This is a genomic window from Curtobacterium sp. MCBD17_030 (genome assembly GCF_003224255.1).
Classification (GTDB): domain Bacteria; phylum Actinomycetota; class Actinomycetes; order Actinomycetales; family Microbacteriaceae; genus Curtobacterium.
On sequence record NZ_QKLI01000030.1, the window covers coordinates 1 to 23,902 of the forward strand.

At 71.7% G+C, this 23,902-nt stretch carries 21 protein-coding genes; 10 read left to right on the top strand and 11 right to left on the bottom strand.

The window, feature by feature from the left end; all coding sequences use genetic code 11:
• Positions 1–15 precede the first annotated feature (15 nt).
• Positions 16–2,526: a LamG-like jellyroll fold domain-containing protein gene (locus DEI89_RS16520; protein ID WP_110905156.1), complete on the top strand. Its 2,511-nt coding sequence runs from the start codon at positions 16–18 to the stop codon at positions 2,524–2,526.
• A gap of 106 nt (positions 2,527–2,632) precedes the next feature.
• Here DEI89_RS16520 and DEI89_RS16525 read toward each other — a convergent pair whose 3' ends face one another.
• Positions 2,633–3,847: a glycoside hydrolase family 26 protein gene (locus DEI89_RS16525; RefSeq protein WP_258369017.1), complete on the bottom strand. Its 1,215-nt coding sequence runs from the start codon at positions 3,845–3,847 to the stop codon at positions 2,633–2,635.
• Positions 3,848–3,971: 124 nt separating this feature from the next.
• On the opposite strand from DEI89_RS16525, the gene pip reads away from it, so the two are divergent.
• Entirely contained in the window at positions 3,972–4,964 is a 993-nt protein-coding gene (gene pip, locus DEI89_RS16530; protein ID WP_110905173.1) for a prolyl aminopeptidase, read from the top strand.
• Position 4,965: 1 nt separating this feature from the next.
• On the opposite strand, the gene DEI89_RS16535 is transcribed toward pip, so the two are convergent.
• Entirely contained in the window at positions 4,966–5,406 is a 441-nt protein-coding gene (locus DEI89_RS16535) for a hypothetical protein (RefSeq protein ID WP_110905157.1), read from the bottom strand.
• A gap of 86 nt (positions 5,407–5,492) precedes the next feature.
• On the opposite strand from DEI89_RS16535, the gene DEI89_RS16540 reads away from it, so the two are divergent.
• Positions 5,493–6,470, top strand: a complete 978-nt coding sequence (locus DEI89_RS16540) for a hypothetical protein (RefSeq protein ID WP_110905158.1) — start codon at positions 5,493–5,495, stop codon at positions 6,468–6,470.
• 75 nt (positions 6,471–6,545) lie between these two features.
• On the opposite strand, the gene DEI89_RS16545 is transcribed toward DEI89_RS16540, so the two are convergent.
• The 3 genes from DEI89_RS16545 to DEI89_RS16555 all read right to left on the bottom strand — a co-directional run bounded on the left by DEI89_RS16545 (position 6,546) and on the right by DEI89_RS16555 (position 9,017).
• Positions 6,546–6,878, bottom strand: a complete 333-nt coding sequence (locus DEI89_RS16545; protein ID WP_110905159.1) for a hypothetical protein — start codon at positions 6,876–6,878, stop codon at positions 6,546–6,548.
• Between the two features lie 286 nt (positions 6,879–7,164).
• Entirely contained in the window at positions 7,165–7,722 is a 558-nt protein-coding gene (locus DEI89_RS16550; protein WP_181421706.1) for a low molecular weight phosphatase family protein, read from the bottom strand.
• A gap of 2 nt (positions 7,723–7,724) precedes the next feature.
• Entirely contained in the window at positions 7,725–9,017 is a 1,293-nt protein-coding gene (locus tag DEI89_RS16555; protein ID WP_110905161.1) for an adenylosuccinate synthase, read from the bottom strand.
• A 173-nt stretch (positions 9,018–9,190) separates the two neighbouring features.
• Between DEI89_RS16555 and DEI89_RS17875 the strand changes: the two genes are divergently transcribed.
• Together DEI89_RS17875 and DEI89_RS16560 are read left to right on the top strand one after the other, a co-directional pair.
• Complete coding sequence (locus tag DEI89_RS17875) at positions 9,191–9,349, top strand: hypothetical protein (RefSeq protein ID WP_181421707.1); 159 nt, start codon at positions 9,191–9,193, stop codon at positions 9,347–9,349.
• Between the two features lie 113 nt (positions 9,350–9,462).
• Positions 9,463–9,636: an Rv0909 family putative TA system antitoxin gene (locus DEI89_RS16560; RefSeq protein WP_110905162.1), complete on the top strand. Its 174-nt coding sequence runs from the start codon at positions 9,463–9,465 to the stop codon at positions 9,634–9,636.
• 112 nt (positions 9,637–9,748) lie between these two features.
• Here the strand turns inward: DEI89_RS16560 and DEI89_RS16565 are convergent, their stop codons facing one another.
• The 6 genes from DEI89_RS16565 to DEI89_RS16585 form a co-directional block, all read right to left on the bottom strand.
• Positions 9,749–10,906 carry a hypothetical protein gene (locus DEI89_RS16565; RefSeq protein ID WP_110905163.1) on the bottom strand — a complete coding sequence of 386 codons (1,158 nt, stop codon included), beginning with the start codon at positions 10,904–10,906 and terminating at the stop codon, positions 9,749–9,751.
• Positions 10,903–11,967: a polysaccharide pyruvyl transferase family protein gene (locus DEI89_RS16570; protein ID WP_181421708.1), complete on the bottom strand. Its 1,065-nt coding sequence runs from the start codon at positions 11,965–11,967 to the stop codon at positions 10,903–10,905. Before DEI89_RS16570 ends, DEI89_RS16565 begins: the two co-directional genes overlap by 4 nt.
• Complete coding sequence (locus tag DEI89_RS16575) at positions 11,964–12,989, bottom strand: glycosyltransferase family 1 protein (protein ID WP_110905165.1); 1,026 nt, start codon at positions 12,987–12,989, stop codon at positions 11,964–11,966. Before DEI89_RS16575 ends, DEI89_RS16570 begins: the two co-directional genes overlap by 4 nt.
• The gene (locus DEI89_RS16580) at positions 12,986–14,113 is read right to left on the bottom strand and encodes a glycosyltransferase (protein ID WP_110905166.1); all 1,128 of its coding nucleotides are present in this window, start codon (positions 14,111–14,113) and stop codon (positions 12,986–12,988) included. Before DEI89_RS16580 ends, DEI89_RS16575 begins: the two co-directional genes overlap by 4 nt.
• A gap of 69 nt (positions 14,114–14,182) precedes the next feature.
• Positions 14,183–14,350: an acetyltransferase gene (locus DEI89_RS17460; protein ID WP_146236833.1), complete on the bottom strand. Its 168-nt coding sequence runs from the start codon at positions 14,348–14,350 to the stop codon at positions 14,183–14,185.
• Positions 14,351–14,503: 153 nt separating this feature from the next.
• A complete protein-coding gene (locus DEI89_RS16585) occupies positions 14,504–18,184 on the bottom strand; it encodes a S8 family serine peptidase (RefSeq protein WP_181421709.1) in 3,681 nt (1,226 codons plus the stop codon).
• A 148-nt stretch (positions 18,185–18,332) separates the two neighbouring features.
• Here DEI89_RS16585 and DEI89_RS16590 point away from each other — a divergent pair, with 148 nt between their 5' ends.
• The 5 genes from DEI89_RS16590 to DEI89_RS16610 form a co-directional block, all read left to right on the top strand.
• On the top strand, positions 18,333–18,974 hold the full coding sequence (locus tag DEI89_RS16590) for a TetR/AcrR family transcriptional regulator (RefSeq protein ID WP_110905168.1): 642 nt from the start codon (positions 18,333–18,335) through the stop codon (positions 18,972–18,974).
• Positions 18,971–19,723, top strand: coding sequence for a hypothetical protein (locus tag DEI89_RS16595; RefSeq protein WP_110905169.1), 753 nt, complete (start codon positions 18,971–18,973; stop codon positions 19,721–19,723). The genes DEI89_RS16590 and DEI89_RS16595 overlap by 4 nt, the downstream gene beginning before the upstream one ends.
• Positions 19,720–21,801 carry a YhgE/Pip domain-containing protein gene (locus DEI89_RS16600; protein WP_110905170.1) on the top strand — a complete coding sequence of 694 codons (2,082 nt, stop codon included), beginning with the start codon at positions 19,720–19,722 and terminating at the stop codon, positions 21,799–21,801. The genes DEI89_RS16595 and DEI89_RS16600 overlap by 4 nt, the downstream gene beginning before the upstream one ends.
• 261 nt (positions 21,802–22,062) lie before the next feature.
• A complete protein-coding gene (locus DEI89_RS16605) occupies positions 22,063–23,190 on the top strand; it encodes a LacI family DNA-binding transcriptional regulator (RefSeq protein WP_110905171.1) in 1,128 nt (375 codons plus the stop codon).
• Positions 23,191–23,510: 320 nt separating this feature from the next.
• A partial coding sequence (locus DEI89_RS16610; RefSeq protein WP_146236834.1) for a hypothetical protein occupies positions 23,511–23,902 on the top strand: 392 nt, incomplete at its 3' end.

A 23,902-nucleotide genomic window follows, 5' to 3' on the forward strand; every position in this document is an offset into this window, starting at 1 on the left:
CGGGAGTAGAACTGCGTGTCCGGCAGCACCGCGAGGGTGAAGCGGGAGGCGAGGTCGGCTGCCGCCGCCCCGGCCGCCGACCTCGCCTCCCGCTTCACCCTCGCGGTGCTGCCGGACACGCAGTTCTACTCCCGCTACTCGGCGTCGCAGTTCCTCCCCCGCTACGGCGACGACCCGTTCCACGTGCAGACGCAGTGGCTCGCCGACAACGCCGACGAGCTGCACATCCCGTTCACCACCCACGTCGGCGACGTCGTCGACCAGGTGGGACAGGCCGGCGAGTGGCAGGCCGCCGACCGGGCGATGTCCGTGCTCGACGCGGCAGACATGCCGTACAGCGTCACGACCGGCAACCACGACGTCCGGAACTCCGCGGACACGGTGTTCGACACGTCGTACGACCTCGCCGCCGAGCCGTACCTGAAGACCTTCCCGGCCAGCCGCGCCACCGGCCAACCGACCGTCGAGTCGGGCACGGACCGCACCGGGCTGAGCCAGTTCCACGTGTTCGAGGCCGAGGGGCAGCGGTTCCTCTCGCTCGCACTGCCGTGGCGGGCCTCCGACGAGACGCTCGCATGGGCGAACCAGGTCATCGTGGCCCACCCGACGCTGCCGACGATCCTCACCTCGCACGAGGTCATCAACATCGCCACCGACGGCCTCACCGCGGTGGACACGGCCTACGGCGAGCGCCTGTGGAAGAACGTCATCGCCCCGAACGACCAGGTGTTCCTGACGCTGAACGGCCACTTCCACGGCTCGACGTGGAAGAGCCGCACGAACGACGCCGGGCACGCGGTCACGCAGGTCCTCATCGACCACCAGATGGACTACGAGGGCGGCAACGGCTACCTCGGCCTCATGGAGTTCGACCTGACGAACGGCACCCTGGCCATGCAGACCGCGTCGCCGTGGGTGACGTGGAAGCCGACCGAGACGCTGACGTCCTACGACCAGCCGCTGCTCGACGCCACCAACCAGCGCTACAGCGTGCCGGTGGACTTCCGGACCCGGTTCGCCGGCTTCGCGCCGGACTTCCGCGCGGGCAGCGCCGACGAGCCGCCGCTCATCGAACGGGCACGGCAGATGCTCCTCGACGGCTTCGAGGGCGCACCACCCGTCACGACCGAGCTCCCCGGCGGCCGCGCCGACCACACCATCGTCGACGGCACCCTCGCCTGGTGGCGTCCCGGTGAGCAGGAGACCGGCACCCTGGCGCCCGGCGCCACCGTGGACGACGTCGTCGGCGATGCGGACCTCACCCGCATGACCCACGCCGAGTCGGGATCCCCGACCGCGCAGGACGGCGACGTGACCGTCACCGACGAGGCGCACCCGCTCTCCTCGGACGGCGCCGGTCTCTGCTTCGCGAACGCCGACAAGGCCGCGAAGCGCTTCAGCGCGCTCACCTCCCCCGGTGACACGGCCGTCGACCGGGCCACCTTCCCGGAGGGCTACACGATCGAGACGTTCCTCGAGGTCGATCCCTCGTGGACCGACGGCGCGAACTCGTGGTCGAAGGCGATCGTCCGCAGCGGCAACCGCTCGCAGATCGGCGTCCCGCAGACCCGCTGGGACTGGACGGCGTCGCCCGCGGCGCTCGGCATCTCGAACCTCAAGGAGTTCCAGTGGACCGAGGTGACCGCCGACCCGTCGAAGGGTGACCGCACCGCCTGGTCGGGCGAGATCATCCCCGGCCGCTGGCTGCACGTCGCCCTCGTGAACGACGTCGACGCCCGCACCACCACGATGTACATCGACGGCGCCCCGGTGCTCCGCAACGCGACCGACACCGGTGGGCAGACCGTGCAGGACGGCATGCCGTGGCTGTTCGGCAGCGACTGGGTCGACGACGCCGCCACGAACGGCTGGAACGGCTGCATCGGTGAGACCCGCGTGGTCGACCACCCGATCGGTGCCGAGTCCTGGCTGACCGCCCGCGCCGACCTCGACGCGCTGACCGTCGACGAGCCGGGCACCGAGGTCGCCCCGACCGCCGTCACCGGCTCCGGCCACCCGGGCGCCACCGTCACGCTCTCCGGCGCGGTCACCGGCAGCACCGAGGTCGCCGAGGACGGCACCTGGTCGGTCGAGCTCGCCGGCGAGGACGTCGACGCCGTGCGAGCCGCCGCACTCGTCCGCGCCGCAGCGACCGGTGAGGCCCAGGCCGTCCAGTCGATCGGCACCCGCAGCGGTGCAGCGGTCGCGTTCGCGGTCGCCCTGCCGGACGATGCCGACCCGACCGACCCGACCCCGACCGACCCCGGGTCGCCGGCTCCCGGTGACGGTGGTGACGGCTCGGGTGACGACGGCACGGTGACCCCCGCGCCGGGTGCCCTCCTGCCGGGCGCTGACGGCCCGGGCACCGGCGACGGCACCGCACCGGACGGCGACCTCGCCTTCACGGGTGCGCACGGCCTCGGCGTCCTCGGTGTGACGGCGCTCCTGCTGCTCGCCGCGGGGACCGCGGTCCTCGTCCGCCGACGACTGGGCACCCTGCCCCGGATCACGCCGACGGAGCAGTAGCCCACACCGCACACCACGGGAGGCACGGTGCGGGTCCGCACCGTGCCTCCCGTCCGTCGTTCCGCGGTCGCCTCCGAAGGGCCCCCTCGCCGGGAGGGGCACCGGGTCACCGGCCGGGTTCCGCCGTCCGGCACGACTGCGGGGCCTCCGCGAAGTGCAGCCATCCGGGCAGCCCTCCGATGAAGGCAGCACGGGTGGCCGGGTCGTGTAGGACCGTCCAGTCGACGTGCTCCTGCACCTCGGTCTCGTACTTGTCCCACTCGAACCAGTTGATCATCCGCACGTTCGGGAAGCGGGAAGCGGTCTCGGCGGAGAAGACCTGCGACCACCAGGCCTGCTTGATGGCGCGTTCACCCTCGGGGTCGCCCCGCGGGACGACGAGCGCGGCGGTCTCGGGAACGGCGACCGGCTTGTTGCGGCGCACCCCGAACAGGTCGTAGAAGTCGGGTACGGGGGTCTCGTCACCGCCGGCACCGTTGTACGTACCGGTGAGCTTCGCTGCGAACTTGCCCTCTTCCGGCAGGACGTTCGCACCCCAGGGTGCCGCGGCTCCCCAGTGGTAGATGGACAAGCCGACCCAGTCGACCACGTCATCGCCCGGGTAGTAGGGCGTGTACGGGTCGTCACGTGCCGTGAGGGCCCCGTCGCCGTCAGTGTCGAGCACCTCGAACGCGAGCGTGCCGGCGACGGCTGCAGCGGGATTGCCGTGGAAGGGGTAGCCGCCACCCTCGTTCGGCGCCCACATCGTCGCGCTGCCCGGCGCCCCGCTCCGCAGCGCCCGGGCCACGCGGCGGAAGGCACCGACGTACGCGTCGGGCTGCTGGCCCCAGGGGTACCAGGACCCGTTCATCTCGTGTGCGAAACGGACGATGACCGGAACGCCGCTCTCCTGGATATCGTTCACCAGGGCGGCGACGTCGTCAGCGACGTCGTCCGTGACGGACTGCAGGCCGTCCTGCGGTTCGAGTGTCAGGAGCAGCGTGCCACCCTGGCCGCGCACCTGGTCGGCGGCGCCGCGCACGTCCTCGACGTCCTGCGCTCCGAGCGGGACGTCCGCGAACACGACCGCGACTGCGGGCCTGTGCCCCAGCAGCGTCGCGTACTCCTCGAGCGTCTGACGGCCCCAGTCCAGGTTCACGCCGAACAGGGACCCGGTGTCGGGCACCACCTCGGACGCACGGCGGGGAGCACAGCCGGCGGCCGCACTCCTGAAGGCGCGCGGGAACGTCGTGCAACCGGACAGCGCGACGGAGCTGACGATGGTCACGCCCGCCAGTGCTGCCATCGACAGGAACGAGCGGCGAGGCACGGCAGGGGACACGGACTCCATCGTCCCACGAGCCGAGCGATCCGCCTCTCGAGGTGTCGTGGTCGCCGGTTCCGCGACGGCTCGGTACGGTGGCAGCGCCCCCACCCCGTCCTGCCCCGTCGTCCGAGAGGCCCCCGTGCGCCAGCTGTACCCACCGCTCGAACCGAACCGCTCCGGCCTGCTCGACGTCGGCGACGGCCAGCAGGTCTACTGGGAGGAGTGCGGCTCACCGGACGGCAAGCCCGTCGTGTTCCTGCACGGCGGGCCCGGCGCCGGCTGCTCACCCGACCACCGTCGCCTGTTCGACCCGGCGCGCTACCGGATCGTCCTGTTCGACCAGCGCAACTGCGGCCGCAGCCTCCCGCACGCCGGCGACCCGGCCACCGACCTGTCCACGAACACGACCTGGAACCTGGTCGGCGACATCGAGCGACTGCGTGCGCACCTGGGGATCGACGCGTGGCAGGTGTTCGGCGGGTCGTGGGGGTCGGCACTGGCCCTGGCGTACGCCGAGACGCACCCGGAGCGGGTCACGGAACTGGTGCTCCGCGGGATCTTCACACTGCGGCCGAGCGAGATCGACTGGTTCTACGAGGGCGGGGCCGCGAACGTGCTGCCCGACCTGTGGGAGGGGTACCTCGCTCCCCTGGCACCCGAGGAACGGCAGCCCGGCGGCCTGGTCCGCGTGTTCGAACGCCTGCTGGCCGACCCGGACCCCGCCGTGCACGGACCCGCCGCGGTCGCCTGGGCGAGCTGGGAGGCGGCCTCGATCACGCTGCTGCCCCGACCGGACCTGGTCGCCCGGTACGCGGACCCGACGTACGCGCTGGCGTTCGCCCGGATCGAGAACCACTACTTCACCCACGACGGCTGGTTCGAGGACAGCCAGCTGATCCGCGACGCCGACCGGCTGCGCGAGATCCCGACCGTCATCGTGCAGGGGCGCTACGACATGTGCACGCCGGCCGTCACCGCGTGGGACCTGCACCGGGCGCTGCCGTCGGCAGAGTTCCGGCTGATCGACGACGCCGGGCACGCGTTCGACGAGCCGGGCATCCTCGACGCGCTGCTCGAGACGACGGACCGGTTCGCGGCTGCAGGCGCGGGCGCGGCAGGGTCAGCGGTCTGACTCAGGCGGCGTCGTCGGCGGTGCCCGGTAGCTGCTGCTCCACGCGGTACCGCTCGACCTCGGCGTCGACCGCCCTGCGACGCTGCCAGGCCCGACCGAGGAGGAGTGACAGGGCGCCCGCTGCCGTCAGGACCCCACCGAGGACTGCGCCCGGGAGGGGGCTGTCCGTCCGCTCGTCGTTGCTGAGACCGACGGCACCGAGCAGCAGCGAGACACCGATGAGCAGGACCAGCATCGCGGCCGAGAACCCCCAGAGCCACGGCTGCCGCACGTCCAACCGCGCTCGCGTGGGGAAGGCGGTGACGGCGAACACACCCCATCCGATGGCGACGGCGGCAGCGATGCGGAACCACGAGCCGAGCAGGACCCCGGCTGCGATCGAGACGACGACGCCGCTGACCGCCCAGAGCCAGAACCCCCACGTCGAACCCCGCTGCGTCATGCGCCCACCGTACTGACGGCGGAGGCGACGAGGACGCGCCGACGCACCACGCGCCTCCAGGCCGCAGCACGTGGTGGGGTGGTGCCATGACCGACGACCTCGTGCCGTGGTTGGTCGCCGGGGGGCTCGCCGTCGTGGTGGTCGTCCTGGCGGTCCTCCTGCGGCGACACCAGACCTCTGCCCGCGCCGAGCTCGACGCCGCCGAACGGACGCGTGCTGCGGAGCTCGCCCAGCGCGAGGCGGAGCACCGGGACGCCACCGCGCGGCTCGAGGCCGACCGGGCGGCGCAGGTCGCGGCGGCCGACGCTGCTCGGCGGGACGCACTCACCGAAGCGGAGGAGAGCCGCGCGCTCGCCCGTCGAGGCATGAAGTGGGAGGAGGCGTCCGAGCAGGCGGTCCTCCGGGCCTGCCGTGCCGCCGGGGTGAGCGGGGTGCTGATGACGAACGTCGTGTTCGTCCCCGTCGGCGAGACCGAGCAGGGTCCGTGGCGGAAGTTCGTCGCGCAGGCCGACCACGTGCTCGTGTCCGAGTCCGGCCGCGGTCTGGTCATCGAGAACAAGCGCTGGGGCGGGATCGTGTTCGACGGACGCCGTCCGAGCGAGGTGCACCCGGCGTTCCGGAACCTGGTCGACGAATCGTCCCTCGTGCCGCCGTTCGCCGTGCAGGTGCGGAGCCGCACGGTCCTCAACGGTGAGGAGGAGGCCGAGAACTGGTGGCAGGTCCGGGTCCAGGCGAAGGGGGCGTCGCCGGCGCAGCAGGTGCGGCAGCAGGCCCGACGGCTCGCTCGTTTCGTCGACGAGCAGACCGGTGTGTCCCGCACCTGGTTCGACACGTGCGTCTTCTACTCGTCACCCTCGGCAGCGACGTTCGTGGAGCCGGAGGACCGCAGCGGCACCGTGACGACGAGCATCGTGACGAACGACCACGAACTGCAGTCGGCTCTGGCGTCCTGGGCGGCCAAGGACTCGGTGCCGAACCGCGCCCGCGCCGACGCTGTCGTGCGGGTGCTCGCCGGGCAGGGCGCCCACGCGATCACGGTCGGGAGCTACCGCCTGCCGGAGTGACCCGGAACACGCTCCGGACACGACGACGCCCCACCGGCCGCAGCCGGTGGGGCGTCGTCAGTGGAGCGGGGAGCGCTACGCGGTCGGGCGGATGACCGACGGGAGCATCACGTGCAGGTGCCCGGCGAGCGCGGTCTGCGCGTCCTCGAGCGAGGTGAAGTCGCCGACGACCAGGCCGAAGGTGTCCGAGGCGACGTAGCGGCCGTCGCGCTTGTCGACGGAGCCGCCGAAGTACCCGCCGTAGTTGGCGACCCACTCGTCGTCGCCCTCGAGCGTCCAGGTGAGCTTGGCCCGCGCGGCACGGGCGCTGGTGGCGGCCTCGGCCTCCAGGACGGCGACGATGTCGACGGTGTCGGTGTCGAGGGTGACGTCGGTCCCGGTTGCGGTCCGGTTGATGGTCGTGGTCATCGCGCTCTCCTGTCGTGTTCGGGGTACGTGCTGCAGTACGTGAACGCTACGACACCGATCGCGCCGATCGACAGCGAGGCCCGTCGATTCACGGGTTCAGCCCCGGATGTTCATCCGCGAAGCCCGGAACTCCGGGCTTCGCCCCCCGGCGTTCGGGGTACAGCAGGGCCGATCGGGGTACTCGTCATCCGGACGACGGCCGACCGGGGTACGACGCGGGACGCCCGCGTCGACGCGAGACGCCCGCGTCCACGCGAGACGCCCGCGTCGACGGGGCGTCCGGGCCTCAGGACACCGCGCGCAGGGCGTCCGCGATGGTCGTCAGCGCAGCGTCGATCTCGTCAGCGACCCGCACGTGCGTGGACTCCGAACGACGGTAGGGGTCGTCCACGTCGTCGTCTGCCGTGTCAGCAGGCGGCGGCACGGTCCCGCGCAGCCGGGCGACCCGCTCGACCAGGGCTTCCGGCGAGTGCACGTCCGCCAGGTCCCCGGGCTCCAGGCCACCGAGCACCCGCGCGAACTGCTTGATCGTGAACGCCCGCTTCGCAGCGCGCGGCGCGAGCTGCACGACCGCGGCACGGTGGGAGCGTTCGGCCGTCAGCACCAGGTCCGCGGAGCCCGCGATCTGCTCGGTCAGGTACCGGGACCGGTGCGCCTCCGGATGTCCGCCGAGCCGGACGGACTGCCCGGCGGCGGCACCGTCCATCACGGCACCGTCGTCGGCGATGGTGCCGGCCGACTCGACGACGTGCACCGAGGCAGCCGGACCGAGACGCTCCTGCAGCACCTGCGCACCGAGCGGTGACCGGCAGATGTTGCCGCTACAGACGAAGAGGATCCGCACGCTCAGCCCTGGCCGAGCAGGTCGTGCCGGACGACGATCGCGTCACGCCCGGGGCCGACACCGATCGCCGAGATCCGCGCTCCGGACATCGCCTCGACCGCGAGCACGTAGTCCTGCGCGTTCTTCGGCAGGTCCTCGAAGGTCCGGACGCCGGTGATGTCCTCGGACCAGCCGGGGAACTCCTGGTAAACGGGCTTGGCGTGGTGGAAGTCCGACTGCGACACGGGCACCTCGTCCACGCGCTGACCGTCCACCTCGTACGCCACGCAGACGGGGATCGTCTCGAGGCCGGTGAGGACGTCGAGCTTGGTCAGCACGAAGTCCGTCACGCCGTTGATGCGTGCCGTGTAGCGGGCGATGGGGGCGTCGTACCAGCCGCAGCGACGTGGGCGACCGGTCGTGGTGCCGAACTCGAAGCCGTTGGCGCGGAGGAACTCCCCCGACTCGTCGAACAGCTCGGTCGGGAACGGGCCGGCGCCGACGCGGGTCGTGTACGCCTTGACGATGCCGATGATCCGCTCGAGCTTGCCCGGGCCGATCCCGGACCCGGTGGCGGCGCCACCGGCCGTGGCGGACGATGACGTCACGAACGGGTAGGTGCCGTGGTCGACGTCGAGCATGGTGGCCTGGCCGGCTTCGAACAGGACGGTCTCGCCCCGCTCGAGGGCACGGTGGATCTCGAGCGCCGTGTCGGCGACCATCGGACGCAGGCGGTCGGCGAAGGACAGCAGCGACTCGACCACTTCCTTGGCGTCGATCGCACGGCGGTTGAAGACCTTGACCAGCAGGTGGTTCTTCTGGTCGAGGGCCGCTTCGACCTTCTGCCGGAGGATGTTCTCGTCGAAGATGTCCTGGATGCGGATGCCGACGCGGTTGATCTTGTCCGCGTAGGTCGGGCCGATGCCACGACCGGTGGTGCCGATCTGGCGCTTGCCGAGGAAGCGCTCCGTCACCTTGTCGATGGTGCGGTGGTAGTGCGTGATGACGTGGGCGTTCGCGGAGACGCGGAGCTTCGACACGTCGACACCGCGGGCCTTCAGCGCGTCGAGCTCCTGGAACAGGACCTCGAGGTCGACGACGACCCCGTTGCCGATGATCGGGGTGACGCCCGGGGTGAGGATGCCCGAGGGCAGCAGGTGCAACGCGTACTTCTCACCGCCGACGACGACCGTGTGTCCGGCGTTGTTGCCACCGTTGAACTTCACGACGTAGTCGATGCGGGAACCGAGGAGGTCGGTGGCCTTCCCCTTGCCCTCGTCGCCCCACTGGGCGCCGATGATGACTGCTGCGGGCATCTGGTTCTCCTCACGTTGGCGGAGGACCGCACACGGCCGTCCGGGCCGGTGGTCCACCCGAGTCTATCGGCTGGTCATCTCCGCGTCACCGGCACGACGCCAGCTGTGGAGAGCGGTGGCCCTCCGGAGCACGCTGGATGAGCACGACGACCGCCCCGACGAGAGGAACCACCATGAGCGACCCCATCGACGACATGAACCGCCTGCTGGACACCCAGCAGGCCGAGGAGCTCACCGACGGCGGCATCGGTTCGGTCGAGAGCGCCCCGCAGGACGTCATGCCCGAGACCGACCGCGGGCGCGAGGCCGCCGACGAGCGTCCCGACGCCTGAGCAGCAGACGGCGTCCGGTCAGTGCAGGTCTGAGCGCGCACGCCTGAGCGCGCACGGATGGCGCTCCGAGCACGCTCGACCCCGTCAGTGATCCGACGAACGGAAGGAACACCATGAGCGACCTCAGCGACAAGGCCAAGGACTTCGCGAACAGCGACAAGGGCGAGAAGGCCAGCGACTCCGGCCTGGACAAGGCCGCCGGCGCGGCCGACAAGGCCACCGGTGGTGGCCACGGCGACCAGGTCGACAAGGCCGAGAAGGCTGCCGACGACAAGATCGGCAACTGACGACGAGTCAGGATGCACATGACGGGAGGCCCGGTACCAGCTGGTACCGGGCCTCCCGTCCTGCAGGTGGTCGCGTCACGTCCACGACGGGCGCGGCCGTGGAGGATCCGGCTCAGGGACGGTCGCCGGCCGGTTGTGCAGCCCGGCTCGGGCGACGGCCGCAGGATCGGCCCGCCTTGGCCGAGAACAGGACGAAGGCCAGGATCTCGGACGATGCCAGGACGGTGAACACGCCGACGAGCCCCAGTCCGAGTTCGACCGCGAGCACCGATCCCAGGACCGCGCCGACCGCCACCGCGGCACGGAGTGCCATCACGTCGAGGACGGCTCCGTCGCGACGGAGTTGCGCGAACGGAACGGTGGCGGGGATGCTGGCCACCTTCCACAGGCACGCAGCGACCACCGCGGCAGTGCTGACGTCCCAGCCGGGGCCGAACACCTGATGCGGCACCCCGAGCAGGTGCGCCGCGACCACGGCGGCGAGAGCCCCGATCGACATGGTCGACAGCGTCACGACGAGTCGGGGGGCCGGGCGGGCGAGCAGCACGGTGCGCAGGTACCCCAGGACGGGCTGCAGGACACCGAGCACCGTCAGGACCAGCCGGAATGCCACCGCGGCTGCCGGACCCAGGACAGTGAAGACGACCGCGGTCAGCACGAGCGGCACTGCCGCCACCAGACACGTCTCCACACCGACGACGACGCGACGGCGCAGCGGGACCGCCCACGGCCGCACCGCCGGGTCGACGATGCACCGCAGCACGACCGGAACGACCATGCCGACGGCGAGGAGCCCGAACGCGCGCGCTCCGATGCTCGGGGAGAGGACGGACGCGATCACCCCCGCTGCCACGAGGAGGACGGCACCGATGAGCTCCGACCGCCAGTGTCCTCGGACGACGGCGTTCACCCGGCCGATCTGCAGCGCCGCCATCAGCACGGGCAGCGCGACCATCACGCTGTGCGTGGTGGGTGCGACGAGGACCAGCACCGTGGCCGTCGTCGCGGCGACCGCACCGAGCCGGGACCCCGTCGTCCGGTGCTCCCTGGGGACGTCCGGATCGGCGAGTCGTGCCTCGGCGAACACGGCACAGACGACACCGCTCAGGAACGCGCCGACGCTGAGCGCCAGCGCCACCGCTGCCTGTGACGGCAGGTCGAGCGTCCGGGCAGCGACCACTTGGACGAAAGCCGGTCCGACGGGGAGGGCGGCGCCGCTGAGGACCATGCCGACGCTCGACGCGGCCGCGGAGGAGCGGCGGGCGTTCACTCGGTCGTCGCCGTGGCGCGTGCCCCGGCCAGTTCGGCCAACCGGTCGGACAATGCCGTGCGGTGTTCATCGAACCCGCGGAGAGCGACCGAGACGGCCGCGTCGTAGCGCCCCCGCAGCTCGGGGTCCGCGACCAGTTGCCGGATCTGCTCGTCCACGGCGGTCGGATCGAACGCGTACACCGATTGCACGTACTCGCTCAGGCCGAGGTCGTCGAAGGCGCCGAAGCCCTTCCGCTCGTACGCCAGGTGGACGACCCAATGACCGGCCCGGAGCGCCATGAGCGCCGCGTGCAACCGGACCGCGACCACCACGCGCCGAGGTCCGTTGACGTACTCGTCCCGGTCGAGGACCCGCTCGGGGCACGTGGCTCCGACGGCGCGGTCGTCGTCGTTGCCGGCGCCCCTGCTCTGGACCCATCCGTCGAAGGGTCTGAGCACAGCGGCGAGTTCGAGGATCCGCGTCCAGCCCGCTCGGCGCACCGGGCGCACCGACAGCACCGGAGTCCGGTCGCGGAGCGGCGCCGTCCGGGTCGCCCAGTCCGGGTCGAGCAGGGCCATGTCCGGCATCCGTACGGCGTTCGGCAAGCCGAGTTCGCGCACCGAGCGGTCGTCCCGCAGGCACACGAGGTCGATCTCAGCGAGCAGGCTCCGGAGGACGCGGCGGATCACCCGCCCCTCGGGGCCGATCGATTGCGGCAGGTACACCGTGGGCGTCGCGGTCCGGGCAGCGGCCACCAACTGCGGAAGATGGGCGATGGACGTCTTGAGGGTCTCGACGACCCCGCCGAAGCGCAGGTAGCCGCCGCCGACCCCGACGACGAGGTCGAAGTCGTCGAGGCGGCCGAGGCTCCGCAGTCCGGACAGCCCGGAGCGTGCAGTCCATCGTGTCGACAGGAAGCGGACGCGGTCGCGCGGAGTGAACGACTCCGGGTAGCGGGCGAAGACCGTGTACTCGGTCTCTGGGTCGATGCCGTCGAGGAGGTCGATCGCCGCATCGACGAGGAGCCCGTCCCCGGCGTTCGAGGCGCTGTACGCGTGCAGGATGGCCACCGTCGTCATCGCAGTACCTCCGCGTAGCGATGGAGGTGCTCGCCGACGCTGCTCTCCCAACTGAAGCGACCCGCCCATGCTGGACCGGCGGACCGGACGTCCGCGCACCAACGGTCGTCCGCGAGCGCCGCCGAGACCCCCTCGACCAGACCCCGTTCGGAGAGGTCCTCGAGTGGCCAGCTCGGGCCGGCGACCTCGGCGAGGGAGCCCCGCCGACTCGCTGCGACGGGCACGCCAGCAGCCAGGGCCTCGAGCACGGGGAACCCGAAGCCCTCGTAGAGACTCGGGAAGACGAACAGCCGGGTGTGCTGCATGAGGGCAGCCCGCTCATCGTCGGAGACGAAACCGAGGTACTCGCAGTTCTGAGACGACGCCACACGGTCGAGGACGTCCCGGTACCGCCAGGCGGGCCGCCCGGCGAGGACGAGTCGCACGCCGGATGCACGGAGTGCCGGGCTCTCGAACGCGCGGACGAGTTCGAGCAGGTTCTTCCGCGGCTCGATGTTGCCGAGGTACAGCGCGAACGGTCGGTCTCGGAGGTGCTGGAAGCGATCCCCGAGTGCCGCCGGGGTGGTGAACGCGTCGTGGTCGATGCCGTGCGGGATGACCGAGATGGTCGTGGGATCGACGTCGAAGACCGCAGCGATGTCGTCCGCCGCCGACTGCGAGACCGTGATCAGGCCAGAGGTCGACCGGATGGCCCGGTGGACGCGTGTGCGCCAGACCCGCTCCTGGGCTGGCGACCGCGCGACGTCGACCCACCTGCTCGCGACACCGTGCACGGTGACGATGCTCGGGACTCGCGTCGGGATGACCGGACCGGTGTCGGCACTGTAGTGGATGACGGTCTCGGCGGACCGCCTGAGGCCGGCCAGTGTCTCCAGTGCCGCAGTGATCGCCGGATGACCTGCCGCGGGGAGGACGCCGGTGGTGTGCCCGGCTGCCCGGACACCTCGGACGAGCTGTCGTGCGTAGGTGGTGTTGCCGCCGACGTGTCGGTCGACGACCCTGCTCGGGAAGAGGACGTTCATCGTCCGAGGGCCCGACGTCCGAGCACGGCCGCATCGCGGTAGAGGTGGCGGAACGACGTGGACTGCACCTCGTGGTTCATCAGACGGAGCAACAGCGACGCACCGACGGCGGTGTCCCGGGCGACCGCCTTGTCGTCGAGGCAGCGGACGACCTGTTCGGCGAGGCCGCGCGCACCGTGTGCCTGTCGCAGCGTCGTGCCCTCGAACGCGGGGATCCTCCTGGCGACCACCGGCACTCCCCGGGCCGCCGCGTCGAGGACGCTGATCGGGAAGCCCTCGTAGCGCGCGGTGTGCACGATGGCGTCGACATCGGCGATCTCGGACACGAGTTCCGCGTCCGAGAGCCAGCCGGTGACCTGGATGCCGCCACGCTCGAGTGCCCGCTCGTGTCGCGCTTCCCCCTCGCCGATCCAGACGGCTTCGAGGTCCGGCACCTGCTGCCGGAGGCGGCGGACGACCCGCAGGAAGAGCCGTGGGTCCTTCTGGTGACATGCACGGCCGATCATCGCGATGCGCGGCGGACGGGCCACCGCCCGGTCGGTCCTGATCCCGGTGCTGCCCACGGACGGCACGTTCGGCACGAGGACCGTGGCGCCACGGGGGTTCATGAGTCGAGCGAGCCGGTCTTCCCGCGCGGAGAGGACTGCGACACACTGACGCCGCTGGGCGAGGGCCGCTTCGACCACGAACCCGACGAGCCCCACCAGGGATCCCCGCCGCTCGCACACGTAGCCGTGCGGCTGGTAGACGATCGACGCCCCGCGTGGTGCCGCGAGCCGGACGAGCACCCCGGCCCAACTCGAGTGCGCGTGGACGATCGTCGGCTGCACGCGCAGGAGTTCGGCGCGGACCCGACGGAGTTGCCGGACGAAGCCGCCGGGCAGCTCACAGATCGAGTCGAAGGCGTCGGCAGCGACCGCACGGTCGAGATCCGCTCCGGCAGCGAGGAGACGGTGCGTGTGGTCAGGCGTCGCCGAAGCAGTCGCGCACACCGCTCTGCTGACGCCGCCTGCGAAGCACGTGGTGACGTGGAGGACCGTCGGACGCGATTGATCGGCACCGCTGACGAGGTCTGTCCCCGCCGAGCGGGGCGGTGCGCCGGGGTCGTCTAGTTGGGTTGCCATGGCGATATACTAGCATCTGATCTGATACTTCAGTCATGGCGACCACCTCCAGCGCGCTAGAGGGGGACGTCAGCCGCGGAAGAAGTCCGCGTACGAGGGGTCTCCGACCACCTGGGTGTGACCGGGTTCGGCGAGGCGCTCCTCCACCATGGCCCGGATGACGTCCGGCGGGGTCAGGCCGCGGCGACGCCACTCCATCGGGTTCTGCCGGAGCTGCACCAGGCTGTTCGTTCGCATACTGCAACACTGGCACGAAGTACCTAGTTCGTCTAACTACCTGTCCTGTAGGCGCACTTCCCACCGGTGGTCCACAGCACACGGCGTCACACGACGGAGCGGGCGGCCCGTTCCCGGACCGCCCGCTCGTCTCGCTCTGTGCTGTTGTCGGTGCTACTTCGTGATCTTGCCCGTCTGGGGCGAGGTGACCGAAGCGGTCTCGTACCCGGACTTCTTCGCGGTCAGGACGAACGAGATCCTGTGCCCGACGTCCTTCGGCCCGGTCTTGTAGGTCGACCGCGACACCCCGACGTCCTTGCCGTCACGCAGCCACTTGTACGTGAACGTGACGCCGTCCGCGTTCCAGGTGCCGGTGTGCGACTTCAGGTTCGCCCGGATCTCCAGCGAGCCGGTGACGACCACACGGCCGGACACCAGCGCGAGCTTCGGCGTCACCGAGGTCGTGCTGAGCAGGTCCGCCTGGTCGCCCGGCGCGTTGTGCAGGTGCAGGAGCAGCACCTTCGCCGAGGTCGAGGTGGCCGAGGCCCGGATGACCTTGATCGCCGTGTCCGGGTACGTCAGGCTCGACGCCCCGTTCGCGGTGAACGACACCGCCGGCTGGAAGGCGTTGTAGGTCGCGACCTTCGTCTCGTCGACCACCGAGGACGCAGCCATGGGCAGCGTCGGCGAGTAGGACGACTCGGTCACGACCGAGTAGTCGAACACCGCGGTCTTCGACTTCGCCGTGTACCCGAGCGCCGCGAGCGACACCGGCAGCACCTTGACCGCGGAGTCGAACGTGTTGACGTCGACGCCGGCTGCGACACCGCCGAGGGGGCGCGTGTCCACGACCTGCTTCTTCGGGTCCTTCTGGTGCAGGTCGAGCGTCGTCACGACCGTCACGTCCGCCGTCGCCGACTTGGTGTCGTACGTCAGGTAGTCGGGGTCACCGTCACGGTTGGTGTCGATGAGCACCTCGACGTTGTTCGACTGGCCGGGGTTCGACTCGGCGCCGTCGGTCTGGACGCCGAACGACACCAGGCCCTTCGACTTGTCGGCCAGGCCGAGCGCCGTGGAGTTGGCGCCGTAGGCACGGATGTCCGCGCCACGGAGCGTCTGCTTCGCGGTGCCGTCCGGGAACGACTCCTGCGGGTCGGTGCCACCGAGCTGGAACGGTGCGACGAGCGCCCGGTAGCCGGTCGTGCCGGTTCCCTGGGACAGGCCGCGGCCCTCCATCGTGATGGTGCTGGTGCGGGCCTTGCCGGAGAACACGACGTCGTCCGCGTGCAGTGCGCTGACCGGCTCCGGCGCGGCGTAGACGCCGAGTCGGAGCGGCGTGACGCCGTCGGCGGCCGGGGTGAACGTGACCAGGCCGGTGGCGGCCGGGACGAACTCCCGCGGGGTGCCGCCCTCGACGGCGACCTGCGTCGGGTCGATGACCTTCCGCAGGAGCGTCGGGTCGGCGATCGTCATGGTGACCGTGACCGTGGCGGTGCCGCCGGCAGGGACGGTGACCGTGTCGGTGTTCAGCGTGAAGACGACGCCGGGCTGCGCGATGCGCGACTCGTACGCGACGCGGTAGGTGTGCGCGGTGGCCGAGGTGTTGCGCACCAGCAGGGTGCGCTTCTCGGTGGTCGCCGCGCCGACCTCGACGACGCCGAAGGAGGCCGTGACGAGCTGCCCGTTCTCCTGGCTGCGGACGGTGGTTCCGTCCTGCACGGCCTGGAGTGCGTCGACCCGGCCGGTGCCCTGGCGGAGCAGGGTCGCCGACTGGCCGTCCTTCGCGCTCTGGCGCACGTCGTGCGTGGCCGTGTTCATGAGCGCTGCCTTGATCTCCGGTGCCGTCCAGCCCGGGTGGGCCTCGAACGCCAGCGCGGCGACGCCGGCGACGTGCGGGGTGGCCATCGAGGTGCCGCTGAGCGACAGACGGTCGTTGCCGGTGCCGTTGGCGGCCGAGATCACGTTGACCCCGGGGCCGGCGATGTCCGGCTTGACGACGTCGCCGTAGGAACCGTGCTCACCGCGGCTGCTGAAGGACGCCAGGGTGTTGACCGTCTCGGCGTCGGTGGCGAGCTGGAAGCCCTTGAGCTCGTCCGCGAACCGGACGTGCAGGGTCCCGGCCTTCGCCGCGGCCTGGAGGCCCGTCACGCTCTCACGGGTCAGTTCCGCACCCGGGATGGTCGCGTTGCCCGCGATGCCCGAGTCGAAGGTGTTCACCGTGCCGGCGAGGAGGACGCCGATGCCGCCGGCGGCCTGGACGTTGTTGAAGCGGACACCGGAGCCGCACTCGAGGGCGCCGTCGGTCCACTTCAGCCAGACGACCTTGCCCGCGATCGCAGCGGCCTGGTCGGCGCTGAACGCCGTGCAGCCGTCGATGTCCGTGGTGGGGACGACGACGTCGCCCTCGACGGGGAGCGGGCCCTGGTGGTTCTGCGAGTACTGCGCGCGCCAGGTCTTCGCGACGTCCGCCGGGGCGGTCGCCTCGACACCGTCGAAGAGGCTCTGTCCGGTCGCGGCAGCGGCGACGGTCAGGGCGCCGGCCGAGTTGCCCGGCGAGCCCCCGATGTCGGTGAAGTCGTCGGCGTTGCCAGCAGCGATCACGGGCAGCACACCGCGGGCCGTGAGCGCGTCGATCTTGGCGTTGTCCGGGTCGTCGGCTGCCCCGTAGTCGGAACCGAGCGACAGGTTGATGACGTTGATGCTCTTGCCCTCGGTGAGGGACTGCCCGACCCAGTCGAGCGCGGCACCGGTCAGGTCGGTCGAGCCGCCCTCGTCGCCGAACACCTTGAGCGAGTAGAGACCGGCCTGCGGGGCGCTGCCCGGGCCGACCCACATGTCCTGCACCTGCTGCGGGGTGAGGGTCGAGTAGTCACCGCGGAAGGTCGTCTTGTCGGCGTTCAGGCCGAAGCCGGCGGCGGTGCCGGCCACGTGGGTGCCGTGGTCGCCGCCCTTGCCGTCGATGGGGTTGGCATCCGGCGCGGGCACCGGGTCGTAGGCGTCCGGGTCCGTCGGGTCCGCGTTGTACGTGGGGCCGGCGAAGTCGTAGCCGCCGAGGAACTTCGAGGGGTCGTACCAGCTCGAGGCCGGGGCGCCGGTGCTGGCGAGGGCCTCCTGGTAGGCGGCGGTGGTGCCCGGACCGCCGAAGTCGGCCTGCGTGTAGTCCAGGCCGGTGTCGATCACGGCGACGTTGACGCCCTTGCCGGTGCGTCCGGTCTGGGTCCAGGCGTCGACGGCCTTCGTGTACAGGTCGCTCGCGGCGTTCTTCGGCGCGACGCCGTCGGCACCGGGCTTCGCGAGGTCGGGGTCGACGCCCGAGGGTGCGGCACCCGCCGACGTGCTCTGCTCGGGCTCGACGACCTTCTTCGGCAGCAGCGGGACGATGCTCAGCACGTCGGAGCGCTTCGCGAGCTCGGTGAAGGCCGCGACGTCGGCGACGACCGCGACGCCGGGGACGGTGTACTCGGTCGAGTACAGCTCGGCGGCCTTCCGGTCCGCACCCTTGACGGCGCTGAGGACCTTCGCGTTGGTCGAGCGGATCGTCGCGAGCCGGCTCTTCGCGGCGGACGACGGGGTCTTCGAGCGGGTGAGGTCGCCGCCCTTCGCCTGCGCGTCGACCTCGAGCGCGCCGGCGCCGGTCGTGCGGACGAACGCGCTGACCGTCTTGGTCGGGGACGCGTTCCGCAGCGGGGCGGAGAGCTTGAGGCCGGCCGAGGCGGCGGTGGCCGGTGCCGCGGAGGCCGCACCGCCGACGGCGAGTCCGCCGCAGGCCAGCGCCGCGACCGCGACGATCGAGGTCAGCAGTCGCGGGGAGCGGTACCGACGGGAAGGGATGGTGGGTGGTGTCGCACGTGGCACGCAGCACACTCCTGGGTTGTCCGAACTTCGGGTGAAGTCCTCATGAAGCTAAGTGCTCGCCCTCAGCACGGGGAGTCGGCAGTTCAGGGGACAGAACCTGTGGTTCTCCGAAGTTGCACACTAGTGTGCAGGTTACTACGATGGGTGCATGACCACCACCGATCGGCCCGCACGCGCGCCACGACGGGACGCGACCGAGAACCGCGCCGCCCTCGTCCAGGCTGCCCGGACCCTCCTGCAGGCGGATCCGGACGCGTCGCTCGAGTCGATCGCCGCGCACGCCGGACTGTCCCGACGTGCGATCTACGGACACTTCCCCTCCCGTGACGACCTCATGCGCGAGGTCGTGACCGGCGGAGCCGAGCGCATCCTGGCCGCGATGCCCAGCCGGGCCGCACTCGCCGACCTGCCCCCGGCCTCCCGACTGGCCGCGATCGCGGTGACCCTCTGGACCGAGGTCTCGCACGTCCGCTCGATGGCGGTCATCGCCGTCCGCGGACCCCTCGTCGAGACCGTCGCCACCGTGTTCGCCCCGCTGCGCGAGCAAGTCCGCGACGCGTGCACCCTCGGCATCGCCGACGGCACCATGCGCGACGACGTCGACGCCGCGACCCTCGGCCGCCTGGTCGAGGGCGCCTGCCTGGCGGTCCTCGACGAAGCCACGCGCTCCGCCACCCCGGACGACGCCGGCCGCCGGATGGTCGTCCTCTCCGCCCTCGGCATGGCGGGCGTCGACTGGCGCACCGCCCTGCTCGCTCTCCCCGCCACCCTCCCGGAGGACCCCGCATGACGCTCGAACTCGCCGCAGTCGGCATCGGCACCGGACCCGGCGCCGCGCTCCCCGCCGTCAGTGCCGTCGCGGCCCCAGGTCACCCGGGCATCGTCGCCGTCGAGACCGAGCAGGCACCCGTGCTGGCGTCCCTGGTCGCCGGCGGTCGGATGAAGCCCGACACCGGACGGGTCCTGCTCGACGGACACGACGACCCCGCGGGCATCCGCCGCTCGTTCGCCCTCGTCGACACCCCGGGCGTCGCCGAGCCGTTCCCGGTGATGAGCCTCAAGCGGATCGTGCACGAAGAGCTCGCGTTCGCCGGACGCCGGCCCTCTCGCGGCGACGTCGCGACCGTGCTCGACGAGCTCGGCATGACGAGCTGGACCGACACGCACGTGCAGCGCGTGCCGACGGACGTCCGCGTGCGGCTGCTCGCCGAACTGGCACTCCTGCGGCCCGACGTCACCGGGCTCGTGATCACGTCGCCGGAGCGGCACGGCGGGGCGGTCGCGGACTGGTTCGCCGTCGTCCGCGAGATCGCCCGACGTGGGGTGACCGTCGTGCTCGTGACCTCGAAGGCCGCGGCGGAGACGGCCTCGGCCCTGCTCGACACGATCGCCGACGAGCCGCTCGACGCCAGCGACGACACCAGCACCAGCACCAGCACCACCGAGGGTCCCGAGGACGCGACCCGGACCGGCGGGCCCGACACCGGCCTCCCGACCGACACCACCGACGCCACCGCTCCCCTGGAGACCCGCTCGTGACCATCCCCTCGCTCGTCCGCGCCGAACTCGCGCGCCTGACCGCCACCCCGCTCGCCCGCCTCGCGTTCATCGCGCTGATGTGCGTGCCGCTGCTGTACGGCGGCGCCTACCTCTGGGCCAACCGCGACCCCTACGCCAAGCTCGACCAGGTCCCGGCCGCGATCGTCGACCAGGACGCCGGCGCCACCCTCGACGGCGAACACGTCGACTACGGCAAGGACGTCGCGCAGCAGGCCATCGACGGCGGTGACTTCGACTGGAAGCGCACCACCGCCGCCGACGCCCGCTCCGGTGTCCGCAACGGCACCTACGACTTCGTGGTGACGATCCCGCACGACTTCTCGGAGTCCCTGGCCTCGGCGCAGTCCGACCACCCGAAGCGCGCCGAACTCGTGATGACGACGGCGGACACGAACTCCTACCTCGCCTCGACCATCGCGGAGCAGGCGGGCAAGACCATGCGGACGGCCGTCGCCGAACGCGTCGGGAAGGAGGCCGCCAGCACCCTGCTCGTCGGGCTCGCCGACGTGCGGGACAGCCTGGGTGACGCCGTCGACGGGGCGGGCAAGCTCGCCTCCGGTGCGACGACCGCCGCGAACGGGGCCGACACCCTCCAGGCCGGTACCGCGCAGCTCTCCGCCGGCGCCTCCACCCTGGCGTCGAGCACAGCCGCGCTGCCCGCGCAGACCGCGACGCTGAACTCCGGCGCGCAGCAGGTCGCGACCGGTGCCGCATCGCTCGCCACGGGCCTCCGGTCCGCGCAGCAGCAGACGGCCGCGCTGCCGGACCAGACCCGGGAGCTCGCAGACGGGGCGGCGCAGGTCGCGGCCGGCAACGCCGAGCTCGCGGAGCAGGTGGACGCGGCGAACACGACCGTGCAGGCGATCCAGCCGCTCGACGCGGACACCGTCATCGCCGACATCACGTCGAACCTGCCCGAGGGTGTCACCCTCACGCCGGAGCAGGAGCAGGCGCTCACCGCCACCGTGAGGTCGGCCGTGCAGCAAGCGAACAGCGCCGGGACGGACGCCCAGCAGCAGCTTCGCGACACCACGGCGAAGATCGACACGCTGAGCACCGGCGCGCAGCAGGTGTCGGCGGGAGCCGCGACGCTGGCGGACGCGGCACCGGCGCTCTCCTCGGGGATCGCGACCGCCGCCTCCGGGGCTTCGACCCTGTCCGACGGCGCCGCGCAGGTCGCCGGCGGGACGCAGGAGCTCGCCGCAGCGGCCCCGGAGTTGTCCTCGGGAGCGTCGCAGCTCGCCAGCGGAGCGGCTTCGGCCGACGCGGGTGCGAAGTCCCTCGCCACCGGCCTGCACTCGCTCGAGTCCGGCTCCTCGGAACTGGCGTCCCAGCTGGACGAGGGACGGACCAAGATCCCGGCGTCGACCGCGTCCCAGCGGGCGTCGCAGGCGAAGGTCATCTCCGACCCGGTGAAGGTCGGCGACGACAACGTCGCCGCCGCGTCGAACTACGGCGCCGGCCTGGCTCCGTTCTTCATCTCGCTGGCCGCCTGGATCGGCATGTACGCGCTGTTCCTCATCCTCAAGCCGATCTCGAAGCGCGCGATCACCGCCGTCCGACGCCCACTGCGTGTCGTGTTCGGCGGCTGGCTGACCCCGGCGCTCCTCGGAGTCGTGCAGATGGTGGCGCTGTTCCTCATCGTCCGGTACGCGCTGGACCTCGACGTGGTGCACGCCGGCGGGACGGTCGGGATCATGGTCCTGGCATCCGCGACGTTCGCGGCGATCATCATGACGCTCAACGTGCTGCTCGGCTCGGTCGGGCAGTTCCTCGGGCTGGTGCTCATGCTCATCCAGCTCGTCACCGCGGGCGGCACGTTCCCGTGGCAGACGCTGCCGGGGCCGCTCGCCGCGCTGCACTTCGCGCTGCCGATGACGTACTCCGTCGACGCGATCCGGCAGACGATGTACGGCGGGTCGCTCGCCACGGCCTGGAGCGACGCCGGCGTCCTGCTCTGCTGGCTGCTCGGGGCGCTGCTCGTGTCGTACCTCGTCACGGCGCGGCAGACGCGGACGCGGACGCTGCGCGACCTGCGGCCGAGCCTGATCGGCTGACCGGGGCGAACCGGGCCGGCCGAGCCGGCGAGCCGGCGGGCTGCGCACAACAGGAACCCGTCCGAACCACGCGATGCCGTGGTTCGGACGGGTTCTCGTTGTGCGGGTCCGAACGGCACCGGGCGATCCCGAGCGGGGCGGCCGGGAGATGCCTCGCGGCGCGTCCGGCGATGCCGCACCCGCCCCGGGGCGTGGAGCGCGACAGCGGTACCATCGTGGGGACGCACCCGGCGGGTGCGCAGCCGGAGGTCGAGGATGACGATGGGGAACACCAAGCCCGCGACGATCTACGACGTCGCCGCTCGCGCGGGGGTGTCGAAGTCGCTCGTGTCCCTCGTGCTGCAGCGTTCCCCGCGGGTGAGCGAGCAGCGTCGGGCAGCGGTCCTCGCGGCGATCCAGGAGCTCGACTACCGCCCTTCGACGGCGGCGGTGTCGCTCGCCGGCACCCGCTCCCGGACCATCGGCGTGGTGCTCGACGATTTCCGGAACCAGTGGTTCGTCGACCTGCTCACCGGCCTCCGCGAGTCGCTACAGGACCAGGGACACCGACTCGTCGTCGCGGACCGGTTCCTCAACACGGGGCTCGACGTCTCCCCCGTCGAGGGGTTCCTGTCCATGCGCGTCGAGGGTCTGGTGATCGCGGGCGAGCCGGACCCGGACCTCGTCGTCCCTGCCGGTACCCCGGTCGTCGTCGCCGGCGGACGGGCAGCGCTCCCGCGGGCCGACACCGTGGCGAACGACGACCTGGCCGGCGGACGCATGGCGGCGGAGCACCTCATCGGACTCGGGCACGTGCGGCTCGGCTTCGTCGGTGGGCACTCGGCGGCGAGCGACGCCCGACTCGAGGGATGGCGGGCCGCCATCGACGCCGCGGGTGCACGGCCTGCCGGGTCGGACACCGGCGTCGCCGCGTCGTCGGATGCGATCGGTTCGTCCGGCGTGCCCGGATCGTCCGGCGTGCCCGGTCCGTCCGAGACTGCCAGTCCGCCCGAGGTGACCGGTTCTTCCGACGTGACCGGAGTTGCCGTGGTGCTCACTGCCGACGTCACCGAGGAGACCGGGTTCACCGGGACGCACCGCCTCCTCGACGAGCACCCCGAGGTCACCGCGGTGTTCGCCGCGAACGACGTGACCGCGCTCGGCGCGATGTCCGCCGTCGCCGACCGAGGTCTGCGCGTGCCCGAGGACATCTCGGTGATCGGGTACGACGACACCCCGATCGCGGCCTCGAGGTACGTGGGCCTGACGAGCATCGACGACCGCAGCATCGACATCGGCCGGGGTGCCGGGGCGCGGCTGCTCGAACGGATCGCGGACCCGGGGCTGACCCCCACCGAGGTCCTGGTCGAGCCGCGCCTCGTCGCCCGCCGGACGACCGCCCCACGCTGACCGGACCCGAGACGGCAGTGTGCGCCGGAGGCCTGCGTCGACGGTCCGTACCCCGCTCTCGAGACTTCCTGACCGTGCTGGTACCTGAGCGGAACTAGGCTTTGCTCGACCCCTACCCGAGGGGTCACGTGGACGGAACACCCGAGTTCGAACCGACGTCTGCATCCTCTCCGGCGGCACGAGCACCCTCTCGTGTCGGACGCACTGGTCACCCTGCCCGTGCCCTCGCTGTGGGTCCCTGCCCACGGTGTCCTGATCGATGCTGCCTCGCCTGCCCGGGTGGCCCTCCTCGGAGTACCCGAATCCCTGGAGAACAGAACATGGCACGCATCCTCACCCGCACCATCGGCGGCGCCGCGGCCTCGATCATCGTCGGCGGCATCGCAGCCGTCGCGGTGACCGGAGTCGCCTCGGCACACACCCCCGAGGTGTCGGCATCGTGCACCCAGTTGCACGTCGCCCTCGCGAACTACCCGGGGAACTCGACGGTCGACGTCGTCCTCGACGACACCGACCACGGCGCCGCGACCTTCGGCCCGAGCGCCTTCGACGACACGTTCCCCCTCGACGCGACCCGCAAGCACACCTGGTCCGTCTCCGTGACGTCCGGCGACGGCGACCACGCTTTCGACAAGACGTTCAGCGGCAAGTCGACCGATGCGTGCCTCACGGTCGCACCCCCGGTCCCCACCCCTGTCTCTTATACACATCT

Excerpts from the sequence above, each read along its gene's own strand:
- DEI89_RS16595 (WP_110905169.1), top strand. The coding sequence starts at position 18,971 with ATGACGCTCGAACTCGCCGCAGTCGGCATCGGCACCGGACCCGGCGCC.
- DEI89_RS16605 (WP_110905171.1), top strand. The coding sequence starts at position 22,063 with ATGGGGAACACCAAGCCCGCGACGATCTACGACGTCGCCGCTCGCGCG.
- DEI89_RS16555 (WP_110905161.1), bottom strand. The coding sequence starts at position 9,017 with ATGCCCGCAGCAGTCATCATCGGCGCCCAGTGGGGCGACGAGGGCAAG.
- DEI89_RS16535 (WP_110905157.1), bottom strand. The coding sequence starts at position 5,406 with ATGACGCAGCGGGGTTCGACGTGGGGGTTCTGGCTCTGGGCGGTCAGC.
- DEI89_RS16580 (WP_110905166.1), bottom strand. The coding sequence starts at position 14,113 with ATGGCAACCCAACTAGACGACCCCGGCGCACCGCCCCGCTCGGCGGGG.
- DEI89_RS17875 (WP_181421707.1), top strand. The coding sequence starts at position 9,191 with ATGAGCGACCCCATCGACGACATGAACCGCCTGCTGGACACCCAGCAG.
- DEI89_RS16570 (WP_181421708.1), bottom strand. The coding sequence starts at position 11,967 with ATGACGACGGTGGCCATCCTGCACGCGTACAGCGCCTCGAACGCCGGG.
- DEI89_RS16575 (WP_110905165.1), bottom strand. The coding sequence starts at position 12,989 with ATGAACGTCCTCTTCCCGAGCAGGGTCGTCGACCGACACGTCGGCGGC.
- DEI89_RS17460 (WP_146236833.1), bottom strand. The coding sequence starts at position 14,350 with ATGCGAACGAACAGCCTGGTGCAGCTCCGGCAGAACCCGATGGAGTGG.
- DEI89_RS16560 (WP_110905162.1), top strand. The coding sequence starts at position 9,463 with ATGAGCGACCTCAGCGACAAGGCCAAGGACTTCGCGAACAGCGACAAG.
- DEI89_RS16540 (WP_110905158.1), top strand. The coding sequence starts at position 5,493 with ATGACCGACGACCTCGTGCCGTGGTTGGTCGCCGGGGGGCTCGCCGTC.
- DEI89_RS16590 (WP_110905168.1), top strand. The coding sequence starts at position 18,333 with ATGACCACCACCGATCGGCCCGCACGCGCGCCACGACGGGACGCGACC.
- DEI89_RS16545 (WP_110905159.1), bottom strand. The coding sequence starts at position 6,878 with ATGACCACGACCATCAACCGGACCGCAACCGGGACCGACGTCACCCTC.